We start from the raw sequence: 12400 nt of genomic DNA, 5'->3' as shown, positions 1-12400 counted from the left end.
TTCATGATTTTCCTCCTTTCATTAGCATACTAATTATTAGTACGCTAACAATTATAGTCTTATTCAATCTTTTTATCAAGAGAATTGTATGTTATTTCATTTGCTTGTTAAAAATACGAGTGCTATAATACAAAAAAGAAAGAAGGTCGAATAAATGAGTAAAGTAGATATTATTTCTGGTTTTTTAGGAGCTGGAAAAACAACATTAATCAAAAAACTTATTCAGGATTGTTTAGGAAATGAAAAAGTTGTTTTAATTGAAAATGAATTTGGTGAAATTGGTATAGATGGAAGCTTCTTAAAAGAAGCTGGAATTGAAATTACAGAAATGAACTCTGGATGCATTTGCTGTTCATTAGTTGGTGATTTTAGTGAAGCTTTAAAACAAGTCGTAGCTCAATATCATCCTGATCGTATTATCATTGAACCATCTGGAGTTGGTAAACTTTCTGATGTCATTAAAGCTGTTAGGGATGTTCATAGTGATGAACTTCAATTGAATAGTTTCTGTAGTGTTATTGATGTGAAAAAATGCAAAACATATTCACTAAACTTTGGAGAATTCTTTAATAATCAGATTGAATATGCTTCTACTATTATTTTAAGTCGTACCCAAGATGTACCACAAGATAAGATTCAGGAAGCTATTGATATCATTAAATCTATGAATACAACAGCTTCTATTATCACAACACCTTGGGATGAATTAAGTGGTGAAACAATTTTACAGACAATGGAAAATGAAAATTCTTTACAGGACATCTTAATGAAAGAAGCAGATATTTGTCCAGAATGTGGTCATCATCACGAACACGGTGAACATTGTCATCATCATGATGAACATCATGAATGTTGTCACCATCATCATCACGAAAACGAAGAATGTCATCATGGACATCATCATGACCATGAATGTGGATGTGGTCATCATCACCACCATCATCATGCTGATGAAGTCTTTACAAGTTTAGGAAAAGAAACAATTCATACTTATACACAGGAACAGTTAGATCAAATTCTTCAGACTTTATCTTCATCTCATGAATATGGAGATATCTTGCGTGCGAAAGGTATTTTACCTACACCAGATAAGAAATGGTTACACTTTGATTTAGTACCTGGAGAATATGAAATTCGTTTTGGTAGTGCTGATTACACTGGTCGTATCTGTGTCATTGGTAAAGATTTATTAGAAGACAAAATTTATGTATTATTTGGAGTAGAATAATGAATACAAGAATCTATTTATTTACAGGGTTTTTAGATAGCGGAAAATCTTCATTTATTATTGATACCATTACAACAACAGATTTCTGTAATAATGAAAAAACTTTATTAATTATCAGTGAACAAGGTGAAAAAGAATATAATCAGGAAGATATTGAATCATTCAATTGTGATTTGGTTTATATTCATAAAGAAGATGAATTCAATCTTGAATTTTTAACCGAACTTAAAAACAAATATCATCCAACTCAAGTCCTCATGGAAGTGAATGGAATGTTTAATGTTGATCATCTTATTGAATGTGAAAAACCTGAAGGATGGGACGTTGTCCAAGTTTTAACAACTATCAATGCCAAGACTTTTGCTTTGTATATTCAAAACATGCGTTCTTTATTATATCAACATGTTGTTCATAGTGATTTGTTGATTTTTAATAGAATTGATAATTCTATTAAAAAATCATTCTTAAGAAATAATATTAAAGCCATTAATTCTACATGTCAGATTATTTATGAAAAAGAAGATGGGACTGTCAACACTCTAGAAGATGATGAATTACCATTTGATATTCAACAGGATTATATCAATGTTTTAGATCATGATTTTGGTCTTTTCTGCATGGATGCCCTAGATCACCCCGATAAATATGATCATAAGAAAGTCACTCTCAGAGGAAAATTCATCGGTCGTGATAAACAATTAGAAGATGGCTTTGTATTAGGACGTTTAGCTATGGTTTGTTGTGAAGAAGATACCTCTTTAATTGGTATGGTCTGTGAACATCCTGCTGCTAAACAACTGATTCCTAATGAATGGGTTGAAGTCACTGGAACAATTGATGTTCAGTATGATCCAGATATCAACGGAAATTTCTGTTTATTAAAAGTGGATGACTTAAAAGTCATTCCACCATTAAAAAATGAATATGTTACTTTTGATTAGAGGATGAATTGAAAATCCTCTTTTTTATTTATATCTTATTCCTATGTCACCATTACAATCAACCTTATCCTTGCTATAATTTTTGAATATGACTCGAGCCATAATCATTTGTATCACAAGACTTATTGCCATTCCAGTCACAACATCTGTTAAAAAATGAGCTCCCATAATGATTCTTGATAATGCAACCAAAAAAGTAAAGCAAACCCCTATAAAAAATAATAAATTTTCTTTTCCTTCTAAGTGACTATTCAACAAAGGCAATACACATAACAACATCGCACAAGCCGCATTCGCTGTATGTCCAGATGGAAAGGATTTAAATTCTTCACTTGCAACACCCAAAGTTAAAAGTTGCTCTTTCATTGCATTTCCTATAACCCACCAAGGCTGAAAACTGACATCATGACGACTACTAACCATTCGCATACGGGGGCGTTCCCATGTCATTTTCACAATATTAACAACAAAAACTTCAATTAAAACTATTAATAAAATAAAAATCACTATCTTTTTTATTGTATCCTGAGATGCATGGCTACTAAGTCGATAAATCAATACATCAACAATTCCTACAATGCCAATAGCTATCACTAAGCTTAATAATGTTGTCATTCTAGAAATATATAATAAAGCTCCTATTGTGATCCCTATAACAGCAATAAGATTAAAAAGTAGTGACAAACAACAATATAGCATCGTCTTTATTTTCTTATCCTTATCTATCATACGTAATAATAATGTTCCAATTGCAGCCATACATAACAAGGCAGGTATTTGACCATAGCCAGCCAAAAAAACACCAAAAATATTAGACGAATTATAAAAAAACTGTGAAATCTGATAATCCCAAATAGAACCTATCCCCATTAAAACAAGTAAAATAACACCTATAACTATGCAATACTTCTTCTTATATATTTGTATATCCATATTTTCTCAACCCTTTATTTGATAATATTATAAAAAATACAACTCTATCTTTTTTAACATTTAAACTTACACTTTATAAACTATATCTGAAATTGATAAACATAATATGAATCATTTTATGTATATGATAACAAACAATATGAAAATATTACTTTTTATTGATATGTTTATGGATGAATATTGATAAAATTTAAACTTATACACCCTTTTATGTGTAATGGTAATCCAAAATACCAACAAAGCTGATCATAAACAAAAAGCCACCTATTTATGGCTACTTTCCAAATCAATATTGACTATATTATTGAGTTCATAAAGCTTCATATTTTCAGTTTTCTAAACTTCTGATACTATCCTTTTCTTTTGTAAAACTATCATAAATTCAATACATATATCTCATGAACCATTTATACTAAATCTAGATTTAGTCATATTATATTGACATATAGATGATCAAATGATTTTAAATAAAAAGAGCAATTAAAAATATAATAGAACCAATAATACAAAACGTTCCCATAACACGCATCAAAGCGATATACAGCTCTGAAGGTTCTCCATTCTTCACATCCCAGAAATGTTCTATTTTCCATAACAGATCAGGTCTTCCTACCATAGCAATCCCCAATAACAACAATACCACTATCCAAACATACTCCATAACAGTCACATCCCTTATCTTTATTTTAACATACTCTTTTCTTTTTCATAGAATTTCAATCAATAAAATTTGAACTTATACATCCTTTCATGTATAATGAGTATGCTAAAAAAGAGGTGAAAAAATGGAAGGTTTTTGGTATGAATTAAAACATGTTTGTAAACAATCTGGTGCAAGATATGGGATTTTACATACACCACATGGCGATGTTGAAACACCTATGTTTATGCCAGTAGGAACACTTGCTACAGTGAAAGGTATTTCTCCAGAGCAATTAAAAGAAATGCATTCTCAAGTCATTTTAGCAAACACTTATCATTTATGGTTAAGACCTGGTGAAGATGTTGTTAAAATGGCTGGCGGATTACATCAATTTATGAATTATGATGGTCCTATTTTAACTGATAGTGGTGGTTTTCAAGTCTTCTCTTTAGGAAAGACAAGAAAGATTGAAGAAGAAGGCGTGACTTTTAAAAGTATTGTTGATGGAAAGAAATTATTTTTATCTCCTGAAAAATCTATTCAAATTCAAAATGATTTAGGTGCTGATATTATCATGAGCTTTGATGAATGTGCTCCATATCCTTCAACACATGAATATATGAAAAAAAGTGTGGAAAGAACTCTGCGTTGGGCAAAACGTGGTAAAGATGCTCATAAAAGAAAAGATCAGGCTTTATTTGGGATTGTACAAGGTGGAGAATTTGAAGATTTAAGAGAACTGTCAGCTAAAGAATTAGTGAAAATGGATTTCCCTGGCTATTCTATAGGAGGAACAAGTGTTGGTGAACCTAAAGATGTCATGTATAAAATGATTGATGATGCAGTGAAATGGCTCCCTCAGGATAAGCCACGTTACTTAATGGGTGTTGGGAATCCTATTGATTTAATTGAAGGTGCTATTCGTGGTATTGATATGTTTGACTGTGTTTTACCAACAAGAGTCGCAAGACATGGAGCGTTAATGACACATCATGGACGTATGAATATTAATAATGAAAAATATAAATATGATTTTACGCCTATTGATGACAAATGTCATTGTTATACATGTCAAAACTATACACGTGCTTATTTAAGACATTTACATAAATGTGATGAATTATTTGGAAAAAGTTTATTATCTATTCATAATGTTGCTTTCTTACTTCAATTAAGTGAAGATATAAGAAAAGCCATTCAGGAAGATCGTTTATTAGATTTTAAAGAAGAATTTTTAAATAGTTATGGTAGAGATGTTTATGAAAGGGCGTTTTAAATGAAAATTAGTGAATTTGATTATGATTTACCAGAGGAATTGATTGCGCAAACTCCTCTACAAAAAAGAGATACTTCACGTTTAATGGTCTTAGATAGAAAAACAAAAACGATTGAAGACAAGCATTTTTATGATATTTTAGACTATCTACATGCTGGGGATATTTTAGTCAGAAACAATACAAAAGTCATTCCTGCCAGACTTTATGGAATAAAAGAAGAAACTGGTGGTCATGTTGAAGTCTTGCTTCTTAAAGATTTAGGTGAAGATGTATGGGAATGTCTTGTGGGAAATGCACGTATTGTGAAAATGGATACTGTCATTACTTTTGGAGATGGTTCTTTAAAAGCCAAATGTGTACATATTGGAGAAGAAGGTATTCGTCATTTTCAAATGATGTATGAAGGCATTTTCTATGAAGTCTTAGATCATCTTGGCACAATGCCACTTCCTCCTTATATCAAGGAAAAACTTGATGATCCTCATCGTTATCAGACTGTTTATGCCAAAGTCGAAGGTAGTGCCGCTGCACCTACCGCTGGTTTACATTTTACTGAAGATATTTTAAAGAAAGCTCAAGACAAAGGTGTTGAAATCCTAGATGTCACTTTACATGTAGGGCTAGGCACTTTTAGACCAGTGAAGGTTGATGATGTATTAGAACATCATATGCATAGTGAATTTTATATGATTGATGAAGATACTGCCCAAAAGCTTAATCAAGCCAAAGCCAATGGACAACGCATTATCAGTGTTGGAACAACTTCAACAAGAACACTTGAAGCCAACTTTAAAAAATATGGAAAATTTCAAGCTACACAGGAAAGTACTGATATCTTTATTTATCCAGGTTATCAGTTTGAAGCTATTGATGCTTTGATTACCAATTTCCATCTTCCTAAATCAACATTAGTGATGCTTGTGAGTGCATTTGCTGATAAAGATTATATTATGAAAGCTTATCATCATGCTGTGGAAGAAAAATATCGTTTCTTCTCATTTGGTGATTGTATGTTTATTCAATAATGAAAATCAATTATGATCTCAAATTACAGGAAGAACTTCAAAAAATTGGCAATCAGAAACCAACATTATTACTTCATGTCTGTTGTGGACCATGTTCTAGCAATGTGATTAAAGAACTATGCGAACATTTTGAAATCACAATCTATTATTCCAATTCCAACATTTATCCATCTGATGAATATCAAAGACGTTTCCATGAATTATTATCTTTTATTGAAAGATTTAATCATGATTTCAATCAAAACATTCAAGTCATTGAAGATCCTTATAATAATAGTGAATGGATTTCTCATCTTTATCCTTTAAAAGATTATCCAGAAGGAAGTATAAGATGTCGTCTTTGTTATAGCTTGAGAATGCGTAAAACATTTGATTATGCAAAAATCAATCATTATGATTATTGGACAACTGTTTTAAGTGTATCACCACATAAAAATAGTCAATGGATTAATGAGATTGGAGATCAATGGCAAAGTGAATCACCAAAATTCTTATATGCTGATTTTAAGAAAAATAATGGTTATTTAAAATCAACACAAATGACTAAAGAATATGGAATGTATCGCCAAAATTATTGTGGCTGTATGTTCAGTTATGAAGAAATGTTAAAAAGAGAAGAACATAAAGTTGAACAAAAGCAGGATGCCTAATGCATCCTGTTTTTTGTGATTAAAGTAACATAATGAGCGTTCCTGCCACAATCATCATTAATCCAATAAAAGATTTTAAATTCAGTTTCTCATGAAAGACAATATAAGAGAAAAGCACTGTGACTAAGATACTCAATTTATCAATCGGCGTGACAAGACTGGCTGGTCCAATCTGCAATGCCCTATAAAAACATAACCATGAAGCTCCAGTCGCTATACCTGATAAAAAAATATAAACCAATTCATGCTTGGGAACTTCTTTAACGCTATTTTGCGCATTTGTCGCAAATACAACAACCCATGCCATCACCAAGACAACACTTGTACGGATGGCAGTTCCTAGATTGCTTTCAATATGACTGATTCCTACCTTTCCTAAAATGGTTGTTAAACTGGCAAAGACAACTGATAACACAGCATAGATCAACCAATGATTGTCTTCTTTTTGATTTGTTTCCTTTTTCTCCAACATCAAAAAAGTTCCCGTCATCATCAAGATCATCCCGATAATTTTATAAATATTGACTGTTTCATGAAATAAGATAAAACTTAAAATCATTGTTAAAACAACACTTGTCTTATCTATTGCAGCCACTTTATTAATATTTCCTAATTGTAAAGCTCTAAAATAACATAACCAGGATGCGCCTGTCGAAAGACCTGATAACACCAAAAAAAGTATTGTCTGATAAGATAAGTTCGCTATTTCATGAAAAGAACCTACAATAAAAACCATAATCAATGAAAAAATCAAAACAACAATTGTTCTGAGAGCTGTCGCTACATGTGAATTTGTATCATGTATACCACATTTTGCTAAAACAGCTGTTATACCTGCAAAAAATGCTGAACCAAATGCATATAAAATCCACATCTCTTTGACCTCTTTTCTGGTATTTCTTCTTTTTTTATTCTCATAACTCTATTTTATAACGATTTTCATTATAAAAAAAGCAAGAATCAACGTTCTTACTTTTGATAAACATGTTTATAGGCTTTTTGTCTTGTTATTTTTAATACATTTTCCTCACCAGGAAAATGAATAGGATTCATATGTGTCTGCTGATAAATCTCCAGTAAATCTATAACATCCTGATAGATTTCTTCAATCTCCATATTTCCATACATTCTTGGTGGTAAAATATAAATAGGGACTTGAACATCAGTCTTTTCAAGTAACTGTTTCACATAAATATTAAGGTGTGGACAACAAATAATAATATCAAAGTTATCTATCTTTTCTAAAACAAGAGAAAAAGGAGAAAACTCCATTTCAAGTTGATTCGATAAGTTCTTGGCAATAATCTCCTTTTTCATTCTTTCAGCGACATAACTTGATGAAAAGCCACCACCACAGCATAATAAGACTCTAATCATGTGCTGCCTTACATTTCTCTACAAAGATTTTTATTTTTTGAGTTGCAATCTTTAATTCTTCAAGACTGTAAGCATAAGAAACACGGATAAATCCTTCTCCTGCTGGTCCAAAAGCAGTTCCTGGAACACAAGCCACTTTTTGATCTTCTAACAGTTTTTCACAGAATTCATCAGATGTGAGTCCAGTTGAACGAATACATGGAAAAACATAGAAAGCGCCTTGAGGTTTAAATGTTTCCAGTCCCATATCATTAAATGTTTTCACTAAAAAGTTTCGTCTAGCCTTATAAGAATCTCGCATTTTCAAGACTTCATCATAACAATGTCTTAATCCTTCAATAGCTCCATATTGGGCAGCTGAAGGAGCAGACATGATGATATATTGATGAATTTTATTCATAGCTTTTGTAAATACAGAATGAGCGAGAACATAACCCAAACGCCATCCTGTCATCGCAAAGGCTTTAGAAAAACCACTCACAACAATCACCTGATCTTTGATTTCATCAAATGAAGCAATTGAACAAAATTCTTCTTCATAACTCAATTCTGCATAAATTTCATCAGAAATCACGATAAGACCTGATTCCTTAATAATAGGAACAATCTTTTCATAATCACTCTTTGTCATAAATCCACCGGTTGGATTTGATGGATAATTAATCAATAATGCTTTTGTTTTGGGTGTAATCGCAGCTTTTAAAAGCTCTGGTGTTAATTTAAACTCATCTTCCTGACGTAAATTAATTGTGACAGGAACTCCTCCTGCAAGCTCAACACCAGGTGTATAAGCTACATATCCAGGATCCAAAACAATCATTTCTTCTCCAGGATTTAATATAGCACGAATCGCAATATCAATACCCTCTGATCCCCCAACAGTCACAATACAGTTCTCTTTGGCATTATAATCCACATGAAAACGATCACGATAATATCGACAGATTTCTTCTCTTAATTCCTGTAATCCCTGATTGGCTGTATAAAATGTTCTTCCTTTTTCAATGGAATAAATAGCAGCTTCTCGAATAGCCCAAGGTGTTGTAAAATCCGGTTCCCCAACTCCTAAAGATATGACATCTTCCATTTGTGAAGCTAAATCAAAGAATTTTCTAATTCCACTTGGTTTAATTGTTTTGACTCTATCACTTAAAATATCATTATAATCCATTATGGAGTCACCACCAATCTATCATTTTTTCCATCTTCATCTTCAATTAAAACAACACCATTATTTTTATATTGTTTTAATACAAAATAAGTTGATGTTCCTGTCACTCCATCTACACATGCCAGTTTACTAGCCACAAAATGAGCAACTTCCTGCATTGTCTTTCCTTTAACAATACATACAAATTCAAAACTTCCACTCAATAAATACATTGTATCAACTTCATCAAATTTATAAATATGACTCGCAATACGATCATAGCCATATTCTCTTTCTGGACTTGCATTGACTTGAATCAATGCTGTTACAATTTCTGTATTTGTTAAATCCCAGTTGACAATTGTATGATAACCACAGATCACTTTCTTCTGTTCTAATTCCGTTAATTTTTGAATGACATTATCTTTAGATTCATCTAAGGCGGCCGCTAAATCAGTAATCTTCATCCTCGCATTTTTTTGTAATAAACTTAACATTAACTTCTCTTCCATATTCGCTTCCTCCTTCAATATAGTATCTATTGTATTACACTTTTGTGTATTATGAAAGAATTTTATAATTTTCTTTTTATTATTTCTATGTTTTTATACCTTTTTTTATTCATTTCATAAAATATTATGATAAAATATTTTATATAGCGAAAGGAGCTTTAACATGAAAATCTTTTATGTATCAAGTTATGGAAAACATCATGATAAAGGTATTTATATCATGAAATTTGATGAAAAAACATTAGAAATGAAACGTATTCAACAAATCGAAACTCAAGACTACCCTTCTTATATGATATGTAATGATCACACTTTATATGTCGCTTATAAAAATGCCAATTCTCATAGTTATGGAGGGGGTTTAGGAAGTTTTTCAATCTATAAAGATGAACTGATTTTAAATAATAATTATCATTCCAGTGGTCGTTCTTATACACATTTATGCGTTGATCAAAATAATCGCTATCTTTTTGCGGCGAATTATCATGTTGGCGCAACTGCTTCTTATCAATTAGAAAATAGTATTATTACTCAAAAAATTTGTGCAGTTCATCATGTCGGTTTAGGTCCCGATCTTTTAAAACGTCAAACAGGTCCACATGCACATTATGTTGGCATCACTCCTGATCAGGAATTTGTTTATTCTGTTGATTTAGGTGCTGATAAAGTCGTTATGTATCGTTACTCTCAGGGTGTTTTATTAGAAGATCCTCATTATACTTTAAATATTGTTCCTGGTTCTGGTCCACGTCATATGATTTTTTCTCATGATGGTCGTTTTGCCTATCTTGTCAATGAGATTGCTAATAATATTATGGTCTTTAAATATTATCAGGGCCATTTCCAATTAATACAGGCTATTCACTGTATACCAAGACATTTTAAAGGTTTTTCAAGTGCTGCTGCTATTCGCTTAAGTCATAGTGGAAATCATCTTTTTGTATCAAATAGAGGGCATGACAGTATAGCTATGTACCGCGTCAATAAAGAAAGTGGTAAAATTTCTTTACTCTATATGGTTCATACAAAAAAAGATCCTCGAGATTTCCAAATTGTTGATGATCGTTATTTAATTATTGCTTGTCAAGGCAGCAATCTGTTACAGGTGATGACATTCAATGAAGATACAGAAGAACTTGTTTTAAGTGACTCTTCAATTGAAATACCTGAACCTGTTTGTGTAGCTTTTGAATAGACTCTGCATATCACTTTGATTCATTATAAAAAACACTATGTTTGTTAACCAAGCAATCAGGTTTATTCAAACATAGTGTTTTATTTATTCACTATAATGATGATGTTTTAACCATTCAAAGCATCCCAGTCCAACAACAGCCACAATGAGTTCAGTCACTGGAAATGCACTCCAGACACCATTCATCTTTGCTATAGCGGAGAGGAGAAAAGCCATTGGAATGATAATGATAAATCCCCTTAATAAAGAAATAATATGTGCAGGCAAAGGATGTTCAACAGAAGTAAAATACATTGATAAAATAATATTAAATCCAGCAAATGGACAAGCAATGAAATATAACTTCAACCCTTGTGCTGCAATTGTCTGCAACATTGTATTATTCTCACTATTAAATATTTGTGTGATGGAAGATGCACCAAAGAAAATAGTTGTATAAATAACAGCTGAAATTATTAACATAGTTAATAATGCATATTTCAATACTTTATAAATGTTATCTAAATGATTCAAGCCATAATCTCGACTCATTAATGGCTGTATACCTTGAGCAATCCCAGTATATATAGCCATAACAACTAATGATAAATTAGCAATAACACCATATGCAGCAACACCCACATTCCCTTCAAGATTTAAAATAATGGTATTAAAAACAATCATGACAATTCCAGAAGAAACTTCTGTAACCAAAGAGGGTACACCACTTGAGAAAATACCTGTGATTGTCTTTAATGAAATTGAGCTCTTTATAAAATGAAATTGATTTTTCTTTCTGAAAAAATGTGGTGATAAAATGCACATGCTGATAATAGGAGCTAATCCTGTCGCAAAGACAGCTCCAAAAATGCCCATTTGACAAGGAAAAATAAAGATATAATCTAAAACAATATTAGAAAAACTTCCTCCTAGCATTGCAGCCATGGAAAGCTGTGGTGCCCCATCATTACGTACAAAACAAAGAAAAACATTATTCATTAAAAAAGCTGGCGCAAACAATAATATCACTTGTAAATATGTTTTTGACATATCAAAAACATTCCCCTGCTCAACAAATAATGAAATAATTGTTCCAGAAAATAAGAAACCTATCAAAACAAAAATAATCGCAAAACATATAGCTAATAAAACAGCATGAGTGAATGTCTTGTTTGCATCTTGATGATGTTCCTGGCTTTTTAATATGGAATATTTTGTTCCACCACCCATACCAATCATCAAGCCACTTCCATGAATAAAACTATAAATAGGAATAGCCAAATTTAAAGCTGTCAATCCATCTGTACCAAGTCCTTTAGAAACAAAAAATGTGTCTGCTAAAATATAGCACGATAAACCAATCATACCTAACACATTTAAAGATGTATACCTAAAAAATTCCTGTAAACTCTCTAATTTCTTCATGTTTTCTTTATCCTTTCATTTTATCAATTGAATAGATATATTAAACATTTTATTGACTTTTGTCA

General features: G+C 31.5%; 13 protein-coding genes. 6 read left to right on the top strand and 7 right to left on the bottom strand.

The features are described from left to right. The first annotated feature begins 154 nt into the window (after positions 1-154). Both B5E48_RS08260 and B5E48_RS08255 read left to right on the top strand, forming a co-directional pair. A complete protein-coding gene (locus B5E48_RS08260) occupies positions 155-1228 on the top strand; it encodes a CobW family GTP-binding protein (RefSeq protein WP_087304724.1) in 1074 nt (357 codons plus the stop codon). Continuing rightward, positions 1228-2169 carry a TIGR03943 family putative permease subunit gene (locus tag B5E48_RS08255; RefSeq protein WP_087244891.1) on the top strand — a complete coding sequence of 314 codons (942 nt, stop codon included), beginning with the start codon at positions 1228-1230 and terminating at the stop codon, positions 2167-2169. The genes B5E48_RS08260 and B5E48_RS08255 overlap by 1 nt, the downstream gene beginning before the upstream one ends. Positions 2170-2193: 24 nt before the next feature. On the opposite strand, the gene B5E48_RS08250 is transcribed toward B5E48_RS08255, so the two are convergent. Together B5E48_RS08250 and B5E48_RS08245 are read right to left on the bottom strand one after the other, a co-directional pair. After that, complete coding sequence (locus tag B5E48_RS08250) at positions 2194-3102, bottom strand: phosphatase PAP2 family protein (protein WP_087304723.1); 909 nt, start codon at positions 3100-3102, stop codon at positions 2194-2196. Between the two features lie 463 nt (positions 3103-3565). After that, on the bottom strand, positions 3566-3763 hold the full coding sequence (locus B5E48_RS08245) for a DUF6199 family natural product biosynthesis protein (protein WP_087244892.1): 198 nt from the start codon (positions 3761-3763) through the stop codon (positions 3566-3568). A 124-nt stretch (positions 3764-3887) separates the two neighbouring features. On the opposite strand from B5E48_RS08245, the gene tgt reads away from it, so the two are divergent. The 3 genes from tgt to B5E48_RS08230 are packed head-to-tail and all read left to right on the top strand — an operon-like array spanning position 3888 to position 6697. Continuing rightward, on the top strand, positions 3888-5021 hold the full coding sequence (gene tgt, locus B5E48_RS08240) for a tRNA guanosine(34) transglycosylase Tgt (RefSeq protein ID WP_087304722.1): 1134 nt from the start codon (positions 3888-3890) through the stop codon (positions 5019-5021). Then, on the top strand, positions 5022-6047 hold the full coding sequence (gene queA, locus B5E48_RS08235) for a tRNA preQ1(34) S-adenosylmethionine ribosyltransferase-isomerase QueA (RefSeq protein WP_087304721.1): 1026 nt from the start codon (positions 5022-5024) through the stop codon (positions 6045-6047). Next, on the top strand, positions 6047-6697 hold the full coding sequence (locus B5E48_RS08230) for an epoxyqueuosine reductase QueH (protein ID WP_087244895.1): 651 nt from the start codon (positions 6047-6049) through the stop codon (positions 6695-6697). The genes queA and B5E48_RS08230 overlap by 1 nt, the downstream gene beginning before the upstream one ends. Positions 6698-6716: 19 nt before the next feature. Here B5E48_RS08230 and B5E48_RS08225 read toward each other — a convergent pair whose 3' ends face one another. The 4 genes from B5E48_RS08225 to B5E48_RS08210 all read right to left on the bottom strand — a co-directional run bounded on the left by B5E48_RS08225 (position 6717) and on the right by B5E48_RS08210 (position 9736). Beyond that, positions 6717-7571: an EamA family transporter gene (locus B5E48_RS08225; RefSeq protein ID WP_087304720.1), complete on the bottom strand. Its 855-nt coding sequence runs from the start codon at positions 7569-7571 to the stop codon at positions 6717-6719. Between the two features lie 95 nt (positions 7572-7666). Beyond that, entirely contained in the window at positions 7667-8074 is a 408-nt protein-coding gene (locus B5E48_RS08220; RefSeq protein WP_087304719.1) for a PTS sugar transporter subunit IIB, read from the bottom strand. After that, entirely contained in the window at positions 8067-9245 is a 1179-nt protein-coding gene (locus B5E48_RS08215) for an aminotransferase class I/II-fold pyridoxal phosphate-dependent enzyme (protein WP_087304718.1), read from the bottom strand. The genes B5E48_RS08220 and B5E48_RS08215 overlap by 8 nt, the downstream gene beginning before the upstream one ends. Continuing rightward, the gene (locus tag B5E48_RS08210; protein WP_087244899.1) at positions 9245-9736 is read right to left on the bottom strand and encodes an Lrp/AsnC family transcriptional regulator; all 492 of its coding nucleotides are present in this window, start codon (positions 9734-9736) and stop codon (positions 9245-9247) included. The genes B5E48_RS08215 and B5E48_RS08210 overlap by 1 nt, the downstream gene beginning before the upstream one ends. 163 nt (positions 9737-9899) lie before the next feature. On the opposite strand from B5E48_RS08210, the gene B5E48_RS08205 reads away from it, so the two are divergent. Beyond that, complete coding sequence (locus B5E48_RS08205; RefSeq protein ID WP_087297924.1) at positions 9900-10931, top strand: lactonase family protein; 1032 nt, start codon at positions 9900-9902, stop codon at positions 10929-10931. A gap of 84 nt (positions 10932-11015) precedes the next feature. On the opposite strand, the gene B5E48_RS08200 is transcribed toward B5E48_RS08205, so the two are convergent. Further along, positions 11016-12335 (bottom strand): MATE family efflux transporter, encoded by a 1320-nt coding sequence (locus B5E48_RS08200; protein WP_087304717.1) that lies wholly within the window; start codon positions 12333-12335, stop codon positions 11016-11018. Positions 12336-12400: the final 65 nt, after the last annotated feature.

The organism is Massilimicrobiota sp. An105 (genome assembly GCF_002161155.1).
Taxonomy (GTDB): Bacteria; Bacillota_I; Bacilli_A; order Erysipelotrichales; family Coprobacillaceae; genus Allocoprobacillus; species Allocoprobacillus merdigallinarum.
Note: the sequence above shows the minus strand (reverse complement) of the source record. Positions and strands in the feature narration are given on the sequence as shown.